The 17775-nt window shown below is 62.2% G+C and carries 17 protein-coding genes; 7 read left to right on the top strand and 10 right to left on the bottom strand.

What is annotated here, in order from left to right:
* The first annotated feature begins 13 nt into the window (after positions 1 to 13).
* Positions 14 to 1411, top strand: a complete 1398-nt coding sequence (lpdA, locus tag HCZ30_RS09670; protein WP_167638076.1) for a dihydrolipoyl dehydrogenase — start codon at positions 14 to 16, stop codon at positions 1409 to 1411.
* A 151-nt stretch (positions 1412 to 1562) separates the two neighbouring features.
* Here lpdA and HCZ30_RS09675 read toward each other — a convergent pair whose 3' ends face one another.
* Positions 1563 to 1934 carry a rhodanese-like domain-containing protein gene (locus tag HCZ30_RS09675; protein WP_246212709.1) on the bottom strand — a complete coding sequence of 124 codons (372 nt, stop codon included), beginning with the start codon at positions 1932 to 1934 and terminating at the stop codon, positions 1563 to 1565.
* Between the two features lie 182 nt (positions 1935 to 2116).
* Here HCZ30_RS09675 and uvrA point away from each other — a divergent pair, with 182 nt between their 5' ends.
* Positions 2117 to 4975: an excinuclease ABC subunit UvrA gene (gene uvrA / locus HCZ30_RS09680; protein ID WP_167638077.1), complete on the top strand. Its 2859-nt coding sequence runs from the start codon at positions 2117 to 2119 to the stop codon at positions 4973 to 4975.
* Complete coding sequence (locus tag HCZ30_RS09685) at positions 4972 to 5352, top strand: DUF4260 family protein (RefSeq protein WP_167638078.1); 381 nt, start codon at positions 4972 to 4974, stop codon at positions 5350 to 5352. Before uvrA ends, HCZ30_RS09685 begins: the two co-directional genes overlap by 4 nt.
* Before the next feature lie 45 nt (positions 5353 to 5397).
* Here the strand turns inward: HCZ30_RS09685 and HCZ30_RS16490 are convergent, their stop codons facing one another.
* The 6 genes from HCZ30_RS16490 to HCZ30_RS09715 all read right to left on the bottom strand — a co-directional run bounded on the left by HCZ30_RS16490 (position 5398) and on the right by HCZ30_RS09715 (position 10887).
* Positions 5398 to 5817 carry a hypothetical protein gene (locus tag HCZ30_RS16490; RefSeq protein ID WP_175581003.1) on the bottom strand — a complete coding sequence of 140 codons (420 nt, stop codon included), beginning with the start codon at positions 5815 to 5817 and terminating at the stop codon, positions 5398 to 5400.
* Between the two features lie 88 nt (positions 5818 to 5905).
* The gene (locus HCZ30_RS09695; RefSeq protein WP_167638079.1) at positions 5906 to 6109 is read right to left on the bottom strand and encodes a YgaP family membrane protein; all 204 of its coding nucleotides are present in this window, start codon (positions 6107 to 6109) and stop codon (positions 5906 to 5908) included.
* Between the two features lie 65 nt (positions 6110 to 6174).
* Positions 6175 to 7044 carry a 3-hydroxyisobutyrate dehydrogenase gene (gene mmsB, locus HCZ30_RS09700; protein WP_167638080.1) on the bottom strand — a complete coding sequence of 290 codons (870 nt, stop codon included), beginning with the start codon at positions 7042 to 7044 and terminating at the stop codon, positions 6175 to 6177.
* 13 nt (positions 7045 to 7057) lie between these two features.
* Entirely contained in the window at positions 7058 to 8092 is a 1035-nt protein-coding gene (locus tag HCZ30_RS09705; RefSeq protein ID WP_167638081.1) for an enoyl-CoA hydratase/isomerase family protein, read from the bottom strand.
* The gene (locus HCZ30_RS09710; RefSeq protein WP_167638082.1) at positions 8089 to 9228 is read right to left on the bottom strand and encodes an acyl-CoA dehydrogenase family protein; all 1140 of its coding nucleotides are present in this window, start codon (positions 9226 to 9228) and stop codon (positions 8089 to 8091) included. Before HCZ30_RS09710 ends, HCZ30_RS09705 begins: the two co-directional genes overlap by 4 nt.
* Before the next feature lie 159 nt (positions 9229 to 9387).
* Positions 9388 to 10887, bottom strand: coding sequence for a CoA-acylating methylmalonate-semialdehyde dehydrogenase (locus tag HCZ30_RS09715; protein ID WP_167638083.1), 1500 nt, complete (start codon positions 10885 to 10887; stop codon positions 9388 to 9390).
* A gap of 111 nt (positions 10888 to 10998) precedes the next feature.
* Between HCZ30_RS09715 and HCZ30_RS09720 the strand changes: the two genes are divergently transcribed.
* The 3 genes from HCZ30_RS09720 (at position 10999) to coaD (ending at position 12922) form a co-directional block, all read left to right on the top strand.
* Positions 10999 to 11877 carry a LysR family transcriptional regulator gene (locus HCZ30_RS09720; protein WP_167638084.1) on the top strand — a complete coding sequence of 293 codons (879 nt, stop codon included), beginning with the start codon at positions 10999 to 11001 and terminating at the stop codon, positions 11875 to 11877.
* Positions 11878 to 11933: 56 nt separating this feature from the next.
* Positions 11934 to 12368: a CBS domain-containing protein gene (locus HCZ30_RS09725; RefSeq protein WP_167638085.1), complete on the top strand. Its 435-nt coding sequence runs from the start codon at positions 11934 to 11936 to the stop codon at positions 12366 to 12368.
* A gap of 62 nt (positions 12369 to 12430) precedes the next feature.
* A complete protein-coding gene (gene coaD / locus HCZ30_RS09730; RefSeq protein ID WP_167638086.1) occupies positions 12431 to 12922 on the top strand; it encodes a pantetheine-phosphate adenylyltransferase in 492 nt (163 codons plus the stop codon).
* Here the strand turns inward: coaD and HCZ30_RS09735 are convergent.
* Positions 12919 to 13551, bottom strand: a complete 633-nt coding sequence (locus tag HCZ30_RS09735) for a MarC family protein (RefSeq protein WP_348640371.1) — start codon at positions 13549 to 13551, stop codon at positions 12919 to 12921. The genes coaD and HCZ30_RS09735 overlap by 4 nt on opposite strands.
* A 158-nt stretch (positions 13552 to 13709) precedes the next feature.
* Here HCZ30_RS09735 and HCZ30_RS09740 point away from each other — a divergent pair, with 158 nt between their 5' ends.
* Positions 13710 to 14150: a GNAT family N-acetyltransferase gene (locus tag HCZ30_RS09740; protein ID WP_167638087.1), complete on the top strand. Its 441-nt coding sequence runs from the start codon at positions 13710 to 13712 to the stop codon at positions 14148 to 14150.
* Positions 14151 to 14232: 82 nt separating this feature from the next.
* Here the strand turns inward: HCZ30_RS09740 and HCZ30_RS09745 are convergent, their stop codons facing one another.
* Together HCZ30_RS09745 and HCZ30_RS09750 are read right to left on the bottom strand one after the other, a co-directional pair.
* A complete protein-coding gene (locus HCZ30_RS09745) occupies positions 14233 to 15204 on the bottom strand; it encodes a formylglycine-generating enzyme family protein (RefSeq protein WP_167638088.1) in 972 nt (323 codons plus the stop codon).
* Between the two features lie 86 nt (positions 15205 to 15290).
* Positions 15291 to 17747 carry a beta-glucosidase gene (locus HCZ30_RS09750; RefSeq protein ID WP_167638089.1) on the bottom strand — a complete coding sequence of 819 codons (2457 nt, stop codon included), beginning with the start codon at positions 17745 to 17747 and terminating at the stop codon, positions 15291 to 15293.
* Between the last annotated feature and the right edge of the window lie 28 nt (positions 17748 to 17775).

The following is a 17775-nucleotide window of genomic DNA, read 5'->3' on the forward strand; positions in this document are numbered from 1 at the left end:
GGAGGAGATTCCAATGGCTGCCAAGAATTTCGACATGATCGTCATCGGTGCCGGACCGGGCGGTTATGTTGCCGCGATCCGCGGCGCACAGCTCGGCCTCAAGGTCGCCTGTGTGGAGCGTGAACACCTCGGCGGTATTTGTCTGAACTGGGGCTGCATCCCGACCAAGGCGCTGCTGCGTTCGTCGGAAGTGTTCCACCTGATGCACCGCGCCAAGGAATTCGGCCTCAAGGCAGAGAACATCGGCTACGACCTCGACGCTGTGGTCAAACGCTCGCGCGGCGTGGCCAAGCAGCTGTCGGGCGGCATCGGCCACCTGTTCAAGAAGAACAAGATCACCTCGATCATGGGCGACGCCAAGCTTTCGGGCAAAGGCAAAGTCACCGTCACCACCAAGGACGGCACCGAAGAGCTGACCGCGAAGAACATCGTTGTCGCTACCGGCGCCCGCGCCCGCGAACTGCCGGGTCTTGAGGCTGATGGCGATCTGGTCTGGACCTACAAGCACGCGCTCCAGCCGGTGCGTATGCCGAAAAAACTGCTCGTCATCGGTTCGGGCGCCATCGGCATCGAATTTGCCAGCTTCTACAGCACCCTCGGCGCCGACACGACCGTGGTCGAAGTCATGGACCGCATCCTGCCGGTTGAAGACGCCGAAATCGCGGCCTTCGCGAAAAAGCAGTTCGTAAAGCAGGGCCTGACCATCATGGAAAAGGCAGGCGTCAAGCAACTGGACCGCACCCCCGGTAAGGGCGTCGTCGCCCATATCGAAGTGAACGGCAAAATCGAGAAGCACGAATTCGACACCGTGATCTCGGCTGTCGGCATCGTCGGCAACGTCGAGGGCCTCGGCCTCGAAGACGCTGGCGTCAAGATCGACCGTACCCACGTTGTCACCGATGAATACTGCCGCACCGGCGTCGACGGCCTCTATGCCATCGGCGATATCGCGGGCGCACCGTGGCTGGCGCACAAAGCCTCGCACGAAGGCGTCATGGTCGCCGAACTGATCGCAGGCCAGCACGCCCACCCGATCAAGCCGAACACCATCGCGGGCTGCACCTACTGCCACCCGCAGGTCGCGTCCGTCGGCCTCACCGAAGAAAAAGCCAAAGCCGCCGGCTACGACATCAAGGTCGGCCGCTTCCCGTTCATCGGCAACGGCAAGGCGATCGCTCTGGGCGAGCCCGAAGGCATGGTCAAAACCGTGTTCGACGCGAAAACCGGTGAACTCCTCGGTGCGCACATGGTCGGCGCGGAAGTCACCGAACTGATCCAGGGTTATGTTGTGGGCCGCACGCTCGAGACCACCGAAGAAGACCTGATGAACACCGTCTTCCCGCACCCGACGTTGTCGGAAATGATGCACGAGTCGGTGCTCGACGCCTACGGCCGCGCGCTCCACTTCTAAGGCGCCCGCCGCTTCATTCTGATAAAAATACCTCGGGGACGTCCCGCAGGGACGGGGGCAGCGCCCCACTCCTCGAAAACAAACAAAGCCCCGCCATTGGCGGGGCTTTTCACTTGGGTCAACAGGGTCGCGTGAGTGGCGCGGGTATCTCTTAGCGGCGGACCGGACCGCCAGCCTGAGCCCAGTGGCCGAAACCACCGATGTTGTGGGCGTCGTATCCGAAGCCCTGAAGCGCCTGCACGGCCATACCGGCGCGGCCACCGGCGGCGCAGTAGACGGCAACCGGTTTGCCCGACTTGAACACGTCGAGGCACTCGGGGCTCGACGGGTTGGCCTTCATCTGAAGGGTGGCGAGCGGGACGTGCACAGCGCCCTCGGCCATGCCGGAGGCTTTGATTTCGCTGATGTCGCGCACGTCGATGACAACAACTTCGTCGGTCTTCGATTTCGCGATCGCGTCCTGAACGGTAACGCGGTTTGCAGGGGCAGCGGGGGTCATTGCGGAACGGAGCATCTGGAACATTTAAAACACCTGTCTGGCGAGCTTTGGTTGCTCTCATATATACATGCAAAAAACATAATGTAAAGATGTAATATGGATTTTACCGCAATTGGCAAATGTTCTATGAATGTTCGCAATTGGGAGTTGGAGAGTCGTCCAACAGCGCCTATCTATTGCAGCGCAGAATTCCGTAAGGGGGCAGAATGCCAGAACTCAAGCACATCGAGGTGCGTGGCGCCCGTGAGCATAACCTCAAGAACATCGACGTCGATATTCCGCGCGACGAACTCGTGGTGATTACGGGTCTGTCGGGTTCGGGCAAATCCTCGCTCGCGTTCGATACGATCTACGCCGAAGGGCAGCGCCGCTATGTCGAGTCGCTCTCGGCCTATGCGCGCCAGTTCCTCGATATGATGGAAAAGCCGGATGTGGACCACATCAGCGGCCTGTCGCCCGCGATCTCCATCGAGCAGAAGACCACGTCGAAGAACCCGCGCTCGACCGTCGGCACTGTGACCGAGATTTACGACTACCTGCGTCTGCTGTTCGCCCGCGTCGGCACGCCCTACAGCCCCGCCACCGGCCTACCCATCGAAGCGCAGCAGGTGCAGGACATGGTCGACCGCGTCGCTGCGATGGAGGAGGGCACCCGCGGGTACCTTCTCGCGCCGATCGTGCGTGACCGCAAAGGCGAATACCGCAAGGAAATGCTGGAACTGCGCAAGCAGGGCTTCCAGCGTGTGAAAGTCGACGGCACCTTCTATGAGCTGGACGAGCCGCCGACGCTCGACAAGAAATTCCGCCATGACATCGACGTTGTTGTCGACCGTATCGTCGTCCGCGAAGGGATTGAAACCCGCCTTGCGGACAGCTTCCGCACCGCGCTGGACCTCGCCGACGGCATCGCCATTCTGGAAACCGCGCCGAAAGAGGGCGAGCCGGAGCGTTTCACCTTCTCCGAGCGTTTCGCCTGTCCCGTGTCGGGTTTCACGATCCCCGAAATCGAACCGCGCCTCTTTTCGTTCAACGCGCCCTTCGGTGCCTGTCCGACCTGTGACGGCCTCGGCAAAGAGTTGTTCTTCGACGAACGCCTCGTGGTGCCTGACGTCACGCTGAAGGTGTCTGACGGTGCGATTGCGCCGTGGCGGAAGGGCAAGAGCCCGTATTTCCTGCAAACCATCGACGCGATGGCGAAGCACTACGGCTTCAAGAAATCGTCGCCGTGGAAGGACATCCCCGAGAAGGTGCAGCAGGTGTTCCTCTACGGCTCTGGCAAAGAGGAAATCCAGTTCCGCTACGACGAGGGTGGCCGCATCTATCAGGTGAAGCGTGCCTTCGAGGGCGTGATCCCGAACATGGAGCGCCGCTACCGCGAAACCGACTCCAACTGGATCCGCGAAGAGTTCGAGCAATACCAGAACAACCGTCCGTGCGGCGCCTGTGGCGGCTACCGTCTGCGCGAAGAAGCCCTGGCGGTGAAAATCGCGGGTCTGCACGTGGGTCAAGTGGTCGAGAAGTCGATCAAGGAAGCCCTCGCGTGGATCAACAGCGTGATGGACTCGCTCACCACCCAGAAGAAAGAGATCGCCCGCGCCATCGTCAAAGAGATCAGCGAGCGCCTCGGATTCCTCAACAACGTTGGCCTCGATTACCTGACCATGAGCCGCAACGCAGGCACGCTGTCGGGCGGTGAGAGCCAGCGTATCCGTCTGGCCTCGCAGATCGGTTCGGGTCTGACAGGCGTGCTTTACGTGCTCGACGAGCCGTCGATTGGTCTGCACCAGCGCGACAACGACCGCCTGCTGACCACGCTCAAGAACCTGCGCGATCAGGGTAACACGGTCATCGTGGTCGAACACGACGAGGATGCGATCCGCGAAGCCGACTATGTCTTCGACATCGGTCCGGGTGCGGGTGTCCACGGCGGTCAGGTGATCGCCCACGGCACGCCGCAGCAGATCGCCAAGCACAAGGACTCGATCACCGGCCAGTATCTGTCGGGCAAGCGCCGTATCGAGGTGCCGAGCATCCGCCGCGACGGCAACGGCAAGAAATTGACCGTGGTCAAAGCGGACGGCAACAACCTCAAGGACGTGACCGTCGACTTCCCGCTGGGCAAGTTCGTCTGCGTCGCGGGTGTGTCGGGCGGTGGTAAGTCCACGCTGACGATCGAAACGCTCTATAAAAACGCCGCGATGAAGCTGAACGGTGCGCGCGAAACGCCTGCGCACTGCGAAACCATCAAGGGCTTCGAGCACCTCGACAAGGTCATCGACATCGACCAGCGCCCGATTGGCCGGACTCCGCGGTCGAACCCCGCCACCTACACCGGTGCGTTCACCCCGATCCGCGAATGGTTCGCGGGCCTGCCCGAAGCGCAAGCGCGCGGCTACAAGCCGGGTCGTTTCAGCTTCAACGTCAAGGGCGGTCGCTGCGAGGCGTGTCAGGGTGACGGCGTCATCAAGATCGAGATGCACTTCCTGCCGGACGTCTATGTCGAGTGCGAAACCTGTAAGGGCAAGCGCTACAACCGCGAGACGCTGGAAATCCGCTTCAAGGGCAAGTCCATTGCCGACGTGCTGGATATGACCGTTGAAGAGGCGCAGGAGTTCTTCAAGGCGGTGCCGTCGATCCGCGAAAAGATGGACGCGCTGATGCGGGTGGGCCTTGGCTATATCAAGGTCGGCCAGCAGGCGACGACGCTTTCGGGCGGTGAGGCGCAGCGTGTGAAGCTGTCGAAGGAACTGTCGAAACGCTCGACGGGGCGGACGCTCTATATTCTCGACGAGCCGACCACGGGTCTGCATTTCGAGGACGTGCGTAAGCTGCTCGAAGTGCTGCACGAGCTGGTGGAGCAGGGGAACACGGTGGTGGTGATCGAGCATAACCTCGACGTCATCAAAACCGCCGACTGGATCATCGACATCGGGCCCGAGGGCGGTGATGGCGGCGGTCAAGTCGTGGCAACCGGAACGCCCGAACACGTCGCAACCGTTGAGGCATCGCACACAGGCCGCTACCTTGGACCCATGTTGGTTAACAAGGTAGAGGCTGCGGAGTGAACACGATCCTCTGGCAACGCATCGAAGGCGGCTTGGTATTTGCCGCCTCGATGTTCGCATTATTCTCGATCTGGACGCTGGGCAGCCTGCCGCCGTGGTGGTTGATGCTGCTGGTGTTCTTTTCGCCGGACTTGTCGTTCATCGGCTATCTGGCGGGGCCGAAGGTCGGGGCGGCGCTGTATAACATCGTCCACCTTTATGCGTTCGGCGTGATCATGGTGGTCATTGCGATCAGCGGCATCTGGGTCGCGCCGACTTTGCTGGTCTGGGGGCTTCTGATCCTCGGTCATGCCGGGTTCGACCGGATGTTCGGATACGGCCTGAAAGAGCCGAGCGGGTTCAACGAGACCCACCTCGGCCCCATCGGTCACAAATGAAAAAAGGCGCCCCGAGGGACGCCTTTGTCAGAACGAGGTAACTGGTTATTCTGCGTCTTCGAGGTTCGCGAGAACGTCGAGCAGGGCAACAACGGTGTAGGTCGTCGGGTCGATAATGATGACCTGATCACCGACAACCGCGTAACGCTCACCCGGTTCCAGTTCGGGCAGGTCGTAGTTTTCAACGTCGATCCACGTGAAGTCGTCACGGTCAATGTTGTCGCCAACTTCGTAGCCGGTCCACTCCTCGGTGGTCACGCCCTTCTTGGCTTGACCCGGGGGGACGCAGGCAGGATCGCGGTCAGCAAGGCCGGGCGGGCAATCGATGCCTGCGTGAGCGGCGCCGTTCCCGTTGTTGCCATGGCCGTTGCCATTGCCATTGCCGTTGCCGTTACCATTGCCGGCAAACGCACCACCGGCTGCGAGAGTCGCTACAGTAGCGATTGTCAGAACAGATTTCAGCATTTGTGTGCCTCCTTTGGTTGGGGAGACAACGCACAACATGGGAAATCGGTCCCACAAATATTTCACATCGGCGTCAGGCCGCGCGTGATCACTTTACTTTGCAGGTGTTGATGCCGAGCAGGCTGTAGGCGGGGCAGGTGCCGAGAGCGCCGGTCACGAGCAGCACGATGCCGACGATCAGCAGCACCCAGCCGAACGCGCCGACGGTGCCCGCAAAGAACAGGCCGATGAGTATGAGGCCAACGACCACGCGGATCATACGGTCGGTCTTACCTTCGTTTTGGGAAAACATGGCGAACTCCTATCCAAGTTTATGAATATGATAGCTCGCCACGCATGTCGGTGTAGTGATCCAGATCAAACGCGCCCGCGTTTTTCGAAGCGGGGCAGCATGGCGCTGAAGTCGGTGCCTTTGCCGTCCTCGTCCTCGACGAACGACTTGTAGAGCTGGTTCGCCAGCTGGCCCATCGGAGTGTCCGCATCCACGGCCTCGGCAGCCATCTGCGACAGGCCGAGGTCTTTGAGCATCAACTCCGACGCAAATCCGGGCTTGTAGCCGTTGTCTGCGGGCGATTGCGGGCCGACGCCGGGGGCGGGGCAATAGGCGTTCATCGTCCACGAATAGCCCGACGAGGTGCTGACCACATCGAACATCGCCTGACGGTCGAGGCCCAGTTTGTCGGCGAGCGCGAAGGCTTCGCAGGTGGCGATCATGGTGACGCCAAGGATCATGTTGTTGCAGATCTTCGCCGCCTGACCGTTGCCCGCAGGGCCGCAGTGGACGGCCTTCTGGCCCATGATGTCGAAGAGCGGCTTGGCGGTCTCGAACGCCGCATCCGAACCGCCAACCATAAAGGTGAGCGTCCCGCCAGCCGCGCCGCCGATGCCGCCCGACACCGGCGCATCCAGCGCGCCCAGACCCGCCGCTTCGGCAGCGGAGGCAACGTCGCGCGCGCTGGTCACGTCGACGGTGGAGCAGTCGATATGCACCGCGCCCTTGCGCATCGCGGGGTGGATTTCAGCGGCGACGGCGGACAGGATCTTGCCGTTCGGCAGCATGGTAATGACGGCATCCGCGCCGTCCACGGCTTCGGCGTTAGTCGCGGCCATGGTGATGCCGTCGGGGGTGGCGACAGGGTCGCAGCCGATGACCTCGTGGCCCGCGTCCATCAGGTTGCGCGCCATCGGGGCGCCCATATTGCCGAGGCCGATAAATGCGATCTTCATTGTGGTTCCCCTTTTAGAATTGCACGTTTTCGCCCGTCACGGGCAGCAGCATCTGTGTGACCTCGCCGCTGGGGAGCTGTTCCCAGCTGGCGTGCTTCCACGTCGGATTGCGGTCCTTGTCGATGATCGCGGCACGCACGCCTTCGACAAAATCGCCGAACTCTGCCGCGCGCGAGGTGAAGCGGTATTCCTGCTCCAGCGCATTATGAATGGTCGGGCGCATCCGCACGCGGTGGATGAGCTCCAGCGTGCAAGCCATTGAAAGCGGGGAGTTCCTGCTCAGAGCCTTCTGCGCGTGAGCGATGGCCTCGGGCGGGTCCGCAGAGATTGCGCGGAACACATCGCCGATGCGCTCGCCGCCGAAGACGCTGTCTATATCGGCCTGCCAGCCCTTGAGCCGCGCCTCACCAACGGGCTTTGCAGCGCGGTCGATGGCTTCCCAATCGCCAGTGTTTTCCAGCTCTGCGATGACGGCGGGCCAGTCGGCTTCGGGGATGTAGTAATCGGCAAAGCCCGCGTAGATCGCATCCGCCGCGCCCATTCGCTCGCCCGTCAGGCCGAGGAATTCGCCCAGCCGTCCGGGGGCCTGCGCCAGCAGCAGCGTGCCGCCCACATCAGGGATCAGGCCGATGCCGCATTCGGGCATGGACATCTGCGTGGTGTCGCCGACGATGCGGTGCGAGCCGTGACAGCCGACGCCTACGCCGCCGCCCATGACGAAGCCGTGCATGAAGGCGGCGACGGGTTTGGGAAACTCAAACAGCTTCGCGTTCATGCGGTATTCATCGCGCCAGAACTTCTGCGCGTGGTCGTAGATGCCCTTGATGCCGTCGTGGTAGATCGAGGCGATATCACCGCCCGCGCAGAACGCACGCTCGCCCTCGGCGTCGATGACTACCATTTTCACAGCGTCATCGTCGCGCCAAGCGTCGAGCGCGGCTTCGATCTCCAGACACATCGGGTAGGACAGTGCGTTGAGCGCCTTGGGGCGGGTCAAGGTGATGCGGCCGGTGTGGCCGATGATGCAGGTTTTGACGTCGTCGCTCATTTCGCCACCATGCTCCGCGCCGTGATGAGACGCATGATTTCGTTCGTGCCTTCGAGGATGCGGTGCACGCGCAGATCGCGGACGATCTTTTCGATGCCGTAGTCGGCGAGGTAGCCGTAGCCGCCGTGGAGTTGCAGGCATTCGTCCGCCACGCGGCTCGACACTTCGGTCACGAACGCCTTGGCCATCGCGCAGAATTTGGTCGCATCATGCGCGCCTTGGTCGAGCTTCCACGCGGCCTGCCGCAGGAACGTGCGGGCGGCCTGCATTTCGATCTCCATGTCCGCGAGTTTGAATTGCAGCGCTTGGAACTGGTCGAGCGATTGGCCGAAGGCTTTGCGCTCGTGCATGTACTGGACCGTCGCGTCCAGCGCGGCCTGCGCCCCGCCGAGCGAGCAGGCGGAGATGTTCAGGCGTCCGCCATCGAGCCCCGCCATCGCGTATTTGAAGCCTTGGCCTTCGTCGCCCAGCAAGTTACCGAGCGGCGCCTTTGCGGCGTCCATCTGCACTTGGCGCGTCGGCTGGGCTTTCCAGCCCATCTTCTTTTCCAGCCCGCCGAAGGACAGCCCCTCGGTCCCGTCATCGAGCACGATGGCCGAGATGCCGCGCGGGCCGTAATCGCCCGAGCGGGCCATGACGATGTAGGCGTCGGAATAACCACCGCCCGAGATAAACGCTTTCGTTCCAGTGAGTTGCCAGCCGTCGTTCACGTTATCAGCGCGGGTTTTCAGCGCCGCCGCGTCCGATCCGCTACCGGGTTCTGTGAGGCAGTAGGAGAACACGGTCTCCATGCTGATGGCCTTGTCCAGATAGCGCGCCTTGAGGTCGTCCGAGCCATAGGCGTCGATCATGCGGGCGCACATGTTGTGGATCGACAGGAACGCCGCGACGGACGGGCAAGCCATTGACAGAGCTTCGAAAACCAGCGTCGCATCAAGGCGCGACAGGCCCGTGCCGCCGGAGTCCTCCGATACATAGATGCCGCCGAAACCCAGCTCGGCAATGGTGGTCCAAAGGTCACGCGGGATGGTGCCGTCGGCTTCCCATTCCTGCGCGAACGGCGCGATATGTTCCTGCCCGAAGGCATGGGCCATATCGAAAATCGCGGACTGCTCTTCCGACAATGCGAAGTCCATGCTGCCTCCTCCCAAACGCATATGAACACTGGGGTTAGTAGAGTGGCTGCGGGGATGAAGTGCAAGGGGTAAATAAATGATTTCGCTAACATTTCATCCTTAGTACCCAACGAAAAAGGCCGCCCCGAAGGACGGCCTTTCGCGTGTATTCCGAAGGGCTTAGTCGAGCGCTTTGAAGTTGAGCGCAGCGCCTTCCTTGATGCCCGAGAACCAGCGCGCGGTGACGGTCTTGGTCTTCGTGTAGAAGCGCAGCGCGTCGGGGCCGTACTGGTTGAGGTCACCGAAGGCCGACTTCTTCCAGCCGCCGAAGGTGAAGTAGGACAGCGGAACGGGGATCGGGAAGTTGATGCCGACCATGCCCACGTTGACCTTGGCCGCGAAGTCGCGAGCGGTGTCGCCGTCTGCGGTGTAGATCGCGGTGCCGTTGCCGTACTGGTTCTTCATGATCAGATCGAGCGCTTCCTCGTAGGTGTCCTTGCGAACGGTCGAGAGGACGGGGCCGAAGATCTCTTCTTTGTAGATGTCCATCTCTTCGGTGACGTTGTCGAAGAGCGACGGACCGACGAAGAAGCCGTTCTCGTAACCTTGCAGCGAGAATTCGCGGCCGTCGATCACGAGCTCAGCGCCTTGCTCGACACCCGAGGTGACGAGGCCGTTGATGCGGGCCTTCGACTGCGGGGTGATGACCGGACCGTAGTCCACATCGTTGCCGCCGGTGTACGGGCCGACCTTGAGCGCTTCGATACGCGGGACCAGCTTTTCGATCAGGCGGTCAGCGGTTTCCTTGCCGACCGGAACAGCAACCGAAATCGCCATGCAGCGTTCGCCGGCAGCGCCGAAACCTGCACCGACCAGAGCGTCGGCAGCTTTGTCGAGGTCCGCGTCCGGCATGATGATCATGTGGTTCTTCGCACCGCCGAAGCACTGGGCGCGCTTACCGTTGGTCGCTGCGCGGCCGTAGATGTACTGGGCGATCGGGGTGGAGCCGACGAAGCCGACGCCTTGGATGGTTTCGTTGTCGAGGATGCCGTCAACGACTTCCTTGTCACCGTTCACAACCTGAAGGACGCCGTCCGGAAGACCGGCTTCTTTCAGGAGTTCAGCAAGACGCAGCGAGGTCGACGGGCAACGCTCGGACGGCTTGAGGATCATGGCGTTACCCGAAACGAGCGCAGGGGCCATTTTCCACAGCGGGATCATCGCAGGGAAGTTGAACGGGGTGATGCCCGCAACAACGCCGAGCGGCTGACGCATGGAATAGAGGTCGATGCCCGGACCGGCGTCGCCCATGAATTCGCCCTTCATCATCGCCGGAGCGCCCATGCAGACCTCGACGACTTCGAGACCACGCTGAACGTCGCCGCGACCATCGGGGAGGGTCTTGCCGTGTTCTTTGGAAACCAGCTCGGCCAGTTCGTCCATGTGCTCGTTGATGAGGTCACCGAACTTCATCATGACGCGTGCGCGGCGCTGCGGGTTGGTGGCAGCCCATGCGACCTGAGCCTTTTCGGCGTCGGCGATGGCAGCGTTCAGTTCGTCCTGCGAGGCGAGCGGCACCTGGCCGATGACTTCGCCGGTGGCGGGGTTGTAGACGTCCTGAAAGCGGCCCGAAGTGCCTTTGACGTGCTGGCCGTTAATCCAGTGGGTAAGTTCGGTCATGGTAATCCTCCCAGACGTTGAAACCTGATTTGGCCGCACATTAGTCTTGCGTTTTGTTCGGTGGAATAGAATGTTCATCAAAATGGTTTTGCATTTTTGCAAGGGGTGGGGATGAACTGGGATGACATGCGGGTGTTCCTCGCGGTTGCGCGGGCAGAGAGCCTTTCTGCCGCCGGGCCACTGGTCAAAATGGACCCTGCCACGGTGTCGCGGCGGATTGCACGGCTGGAGGAAGCGGTCGGCTCGCCGCTGTTCGTGAAATCACCGCAAGGCTATGCGCTGACCGATGCGGGCGCGCGGATGCGGGACCATGCGGTGCAGGCGGAGGCCGCGCTGTCGCTGGCGATGGACGAAGGGCAGGAGGCCGATCAGGGGCTTTCGGGCCAGATCCGCATCGGTGCGCCCGACGGCTGCGCGAACTTCCTGCTGCCCAAGGTCTGCGCTGACATCCAGCGCGATAATCCGGGGTTGGAGGTTCAGGTGCTGGCCCTTCCGCGGGTGGTCAACCTGTCCAAACGCGAAGCGGATATGGCGATCACCGTATCGCCGCCCGATGCGGGGCGTCTGACGGTGCAGCGGGTGACGGATTATCGCCTTCACCTCGCGATGCGCTCGGACATGGCCGCGCCTGACGGGATGGGCGGGCTGAAGGGGCTGCCTGTGGTCGGTTACATCCCCGATATGATCTTCGATAAGGAGCTCGACTATCTAGGCGATCTTGGCGGGGACGGCGTGCAGCTCGCCTCCAATTCGGTAGCGGTGCAGATGCAGATGCTCAGGCACGGCGGCGTAGGCTTTGTGCATGATTTCGCGCTGCCTTTTGCCCCCGAATTGCGACGCATTCTCATGGACGAGGTATCGCTCAAGCGCAGTTTCTATCTGGTCAGACATTCATCGGACCGCACATCGGACCGCCTCAACCGCTTCGCAAAGGCACTTTTAACGGGACTTAAGTTGGAAGTTGCCCGTCTGGAAGCTCTCGCCGCTTGACAGAAGCGTTTCTAGGGCGCGACGATTAGATGAAGGCAAGTGGAAGGAGGACCATCATGCTGGTTAATAGTATCCTGAATTCCAAGGACAAAGCAGGCATCATCTGGCTCGCGGCGGACGAGGTCGTGTCCAAGGCTGCCGAGCTAATGTCCCAAAACCGGATCGGCACCATCATCGTATCGAGCAACGGCGAAACCGCTGACGGCATCCTGTCGGAGCGTGATATCGTGCGCGAAATCGGCAAGCGCGGCCCGTCCGTGCTGGAAAGCCCGATCAGCGAGATCATGACCGCGAATCCGATCACCGCGACGGGCGATAAGTCCGCCGACGAAGTGCTCCAGATCATGACCGACAAACGTTTCCGCCACATGCCCGTCATGGCAGACGGCAAACTGGTCGGCCTCATCTCCATCGGTGACGTGGTCAAAGCCCGTCTGGCAGAGATCGCAATGGAGCGTGACGCGCTCGAAGGTATGGTGATGGGTCACTAACACCCCTTGCATTCCCGTGCGCAATATTGTTGCGTGCGGGCAATGCTGGCAGGGAGGGCCCTATGCGCATCGGATTATACCCAGGAACGTTCGACCCGATTACGAACGGACACATCGACATCATTCGCAGGGCTTGCACGCTCGTGGACCGTCTGGTGATCGGTGTTGCAATCAATGGGGACAAGGGCCCCTTGTTCAACCTCGAAGAGCGCGTGGACATGATCCGCGCAGAGGTCGCCGATATCGCGGCATCGACCGGCACAGAGATCGTTGCGCATCCGTTCGAAAACCTGCTGATCGACTGCGCCCGCGATGTGGGTGCGAACGTCATCGTGCGCGGTCTGCGGGCTGTGGCCGACTTCGAATACGAATTCCAGATGGTCGGCATGAACCGCGCGCTGGACGCCAGCGTGGAGACCGTCTTCCTGATGGCGGACGCGAAAAATCAGGCGATTGCGTCCAAGCTGGTCAAGGAAATCTGCCGTCTGGGCGGGGACGTGTCGGGCTTTGTGCCCGCTGCGGTGAAGGACGCGCTGGAGGCGCGCCTGCGCTAGAGGTTCGCGCCTATCACGCCGAGGCGGTCCAGCCCCGACAGCATCGCATCGACAGCCACAGCGGCGAGGATCATGCCCATCACGCGGCTGATGATGCTCGCCCCTGCGAGCCCGATGACTTTGTAGATCGGGTTGGCCAGCAGCATCATCACCAGCGCGAAACCGAGCACCACGGCCATGATGCCCGCCGTCATCACCTGATGGGCGACGGCGACCCGATCGTTGTCGGTGAGGATCACCACCGCCAGCATCGCACCCGGTGAGGCGATGGAGGGAATCGCCACGGGGAAAATGGCCCGCTGGCTGTTCGAGGTGATGGCGTTGATCTCCGCCTCGGGTTTGGCCTCACCGAAGATCATTTGCAGCGAAAAGAGCAGCAGCACCAGCCCGCCCGCGATCTGGAACGCGCCGAGCGAGAGGCCCAGAGCCTCCAGAACGATCTGGCCGACGAGGATGAAGAACAAGAGCACTCCAAACGCGGTCGCGATGGCCTTGAAGGCCACCTCGCGCCGCGCGGCAGCACTGAGGCCCACGGTCACGGCGAGAAACACCGGCAACGTGCCGATTGGGTCGATCACAACCCAGAGTGTAATGAATTCCTGTAGAATTTGTGCTTGCGTCAATATCACTGCCCTTTTCTTAAAAGATGCACCTGAAACGCCGGATTTCAACGGGTCAGTGGCCCGTTCGGTGAGGTATTTGCGTACCGATACAATTCATCGGTTTCGTGCGGCTCAGAGACGTGCAAATTTCCGCTCCGAAGAGATTTGACGAAGGGGAAATCGCGATGACATTGGCAATCCGTCCGCTCCGCGCGGAAGACGAAGCTGTCTGGCGCAAGCTGTGGAGCGAATATCTGGTGTTCTACGAGAGCGGCGTGACCGAGGAGGTCTATGCGGCTACCTTCAAGCGCCTGATCGACCCCGCGCGCACCCAGCAGAACGCGCTCGTGGCCGAGCAGGGCGGTGAGGTTATCGGCTTCGTCCATTACATCTACCACGCCCATAACTGGAAAGTGGAAGACGTCTGCTATCTGCAAGACCTCTACGTCAACGCCGATGTGCGCGGCACAGGCGCGGGCCGCGCGCTGATCGAGGCGGTCTATGCCGCTGCTGACGCCAATGGCACGCCGACGGTCTACTGGATGACGCAGGATTTCAACGAGAACGCCCGCAAGCTTTATGACCGGATCGGGCAGCTGACGCCGTTCATCAAGTATAGCCGGTAAAGTGTGGAGGGGCGCTGCCCCTCTTGGCCTGCGGCCAATTCACCCCGGGATATTTAAGGCACAAAGGTGAGGGGGCGCGGACCTAGAGGTCGGCGGCGACCCTGAACCCGCAGTTCGAGGTCGAGCTATCGGGGTCGTTCCGTGTCCGCGAGTGGACGTGGTAGCGGTCGCAATAGCTGACGTGGCACAGGAAAGAGCCCCCGCGCTGGATGCGGGGGTGGCCTTCGCTGGGGCCTTTGGGATTGCGTTCGGGGAATTTGGCGGGGGCTGCGCGGGGACCGTAGTAGTCCTGCACCCATTCCCAGACGTTGCCCGTCATGTTGTACATGCCGTAACCGTTGGGCTGGTATTCAGTCACGGGGCAGGTGCCGATGTAGCCGTCCTCTGCCGTGTTGGTATGGGGGAAATCGCCCTGCCATGTGTTCATGGCGTAGCCGCTGGAGGGGACGAGCTGATTGCCCCATGGGAATTTCATATTCTTGAGGCCGCCGCGGGCGGCGCGTTCCCATTCGGCCTCTGTCGGGAGGCGCATTCCGGCCCAAGTCGCGTAGGCGAGCGCGTCGTACCATGCGAGGTGGGTGGCGGGGTGATCGGCGCGGTCGTGCCACGAGGTTCCGGGGCCTTCGGGGGCTGCCCAGTACGCGCCATCGACGCGGCGCCACCATTCGAGGCCGACGGGGTGGTTCTGGAATTTGTCAGGTTCGGCGAGGAGGAGGTGGAAGACGAAGCTCCAGCCTTCGACCTCGGCCACTGTGCGGTAGCCTGTCTGTTGGGCGAAGACCGCGTATTCGGCGTTAGTGACGGAGGTGGGCGACATCAGGAAAGCGTCCACGTTCACCTTGCGGCGCGGGGCGTCGAGATCGTCGGGGTATGTGGATTTGCGTGCGCCCATCTCGAAGATACCGCCGGGGATTTTCCTCAGAGGCTCGCGGAGCTTGGTCTGCGTTTCCGCGCTGGCCTTGGGGACCGCAAGCGCGGCGGCGGTGTAGGGATCGGCGGGGTCGATGACGGAGGCGCGCTTGGCGCCGCAGCAGGCTTTGGCTTCGCTTGTCATCGCATCCTCCGGTCTGATCGGGCCGGAGGGGCAGCCCTCCGCGTTGGAAGGCTGCCGTAGCATGGATCGGGCGTTGCTGCCAGACGTCAGACGTGCAGCGTCTGGGCTGCGATCGTTACCGTGACCTCGTGGGCGATGTCAGCGGCCGAGGTCCCGATGCGCAGGGTGTAGTCGCCTGCGTCCACCTTCCACGTCTGGCTGTCCACATCGAAGTAGGCGAAGTCCCGCGGGGAGAGCGTAATCTTGGCCATGTCGGTCATGCCGCCTGCGAGGGCGAGCTTGGCGAAACCTTTGAGCTCCATCGCGGGGCGGTCCACCGAGGCGGTTTGCGGCGCGATGTAAAGCTGAACGACTTCGGAGCCCTTGCGCTCGCCCGTGTTGGTGACGGGCAGTGTGACGGAGCCTGCGCCTGTCTCGTCAAGCTCCGCGTCGGGCGTGCCGAGGCTGAAGGTCGTGTAGCTGAGGCCGAAGCCGAACGGGAAGAGCGGCGCGGGGCCGTCGCCGCTGTGGTGGCGGTAGCCGATTTCCAGCTTTTCGGTGTATTCGACACGGCCGTCCTCGCCCGGATAGGTGCGCTGCGGGGTGCCGCTGAAGGTGGGCGCATCGTCCAGTTTGACGGGGAAGGTCTGGGGAAGTTTGCCGCCGGGGCTGCGCTTGCCGAGGATCACGTCGGCGATGGCGTAGCCTGCCTCCTGACCGGGGTACCAGCATTCGAGAACCGCATCGACCTGATCGAGCCACGGCATTTCCACCGGACCGCCCGTTTGCAGCAGAACGATGGTTTTGTGCGCTTTGGCAGCGACGGCAGAAACCAGATCGTTCTGGATGCCGGGGAGGGTCATGTCTGGCAGATCCCAGCCTTCGGTGTCCCATTCGGCGGTGCGGCCCACGCAGACGATGGCGACATCGGCGGCGGCGGCGACTTCGACGGCTTCTTCGATGTCATCCATGCCCAGCACGCGGCCGACACCGACCTGATGCGCGTGGAAGAACAAATCGAAGTTCGGCTTGGTCGCGAATTCGAAGCGGATGTCGACGGTTTCGCCTTCCTTGACGGTGATGTCGGCGGTGACGGGATCGCAGCCTTCCTCAAAGAGGGTGCGGCCACGTTCCCAGCTATCCCATGCCTCGGCCATCAGCTTGTCGTTCAGGAACAAACGGCCCTTGCCGGTGCAGTGGAACCCAAAGCGGAAGGTGCCGTCACGCGGCGCGGTCCACGTGCCCGTGGTGCGGGACGAATGGTTGTGGGGATCGACGCCCTCGACAGGGGCGCTGCCGAAGTGTTCGAGGGCGGCGATCTCCTCGGTCTTGAACGGCTCGCCGTCCAGCGCGTCATTGGCGAACCATGCGCGGGTGAAGGTGCCTTCGATGATCGGCTCGAAACGGTCATTGCGGCAGCCTTGGGCAAAGGTGAGGGTCTCCTCGCCCAGTGCATCGACCAGACCGTCCCACGGAGAGACGCGGCGGTAAGCGTTGAGTTGCGCGGAGCCGCCGCCCATGACGCGGGCGGATTTGGCGTTCGGGCCGACGACGGCGATCTTCATCTCGCCTTCGAGCGGCAGCGCGCCGACGTTTTTCAGCAGAACGGCGGACTGCACGCCAGCTTCGCGGATGAGGGAGCGGGTCTCGTCGCGCTCGTTTTCGATCTCGGTGCGTTCGTCCATGTTATCGAGATCGCCGGTACGCTCCAGCAGGCGCAGCACGTTAAGCGCGGCAGCGCGGATCATCTCTGCGGGGACATCGCCGCTCTGGACGAGTTCGAGCAGCTTGTTACCGCGTACCAGCGCAGGGCCGGGCATTTCGAGGTCGAGGCCCGCAATCGCGCCTTCCTTGGTGGAACGCAGGCCGAACCAGTCGGACATGACGAGGCCATCAAAGCCCCAGTCATTGCGCAGCACTTCCGAGATCAGCCACTTGTTGTCGGCGGCATAGGTGCCGTTGATGCGGTTATAGGAGGTCATGACCGCCCAAGCGTTCGCTTGCTTGATCGCCATCTCGAACGGGACGAGGTACAGCTCGCGCAGAGTGCGTTCGTCCACGTCGGAGGAGTTCACCGTGCGGCGGATTTCGCTTTCGTTGGCGATGAAGTGCTTAAGCGTCGCGGCCACGCCCTGCGCCTGAAGGCCGGTCACATAGGCGGCGGCAAGGTAGCCGGTGAGGATAGGGTCCTCGGAATAGCATTCGAAGTTACGACCGTTGAGCGGGCCGCGCTGGATGTTGATCGTCGGCCCGAGGAGGACAGACGCGCCCTTTTCGCGGGTCTCAAGCGCGATGGCCGCGCCGACCTTTTCAACGAGCTCGGGGTTCCACGTCGCGCCGATGGCGATGCCTACGGGGAAAGCGGCGGAATGGGTGCCGCCGTTGAGGCTGCCGCCACCGCGCGCGCCGTTCGGGCCGTCGGTGACACGCAGAGCGCCGATGCCGAGGCGTTCGATCGCGCCGACGTTCCAGAAATCCTCGCCCGACATCAGGCTGATCTGTTCTTCCAGCGTCAGTTCATCTACCAGCCGCTCTGCGCGCGGCGTGCTGTTATGGGTTTTCATGATGATCTCCAGTCTCCTCCGCGGCGCA

This window comes from Marivivens donghaensis (assembly GCF_011806565.1).
In the GTDB taxonomy this organism is placed as follows: Bacteria; Pseudomonadota; Alphaproteobacteria; order Rhodobacterales; family Rhodobacteraceae; genus Marivivens; species Marivivens donghaensis_A.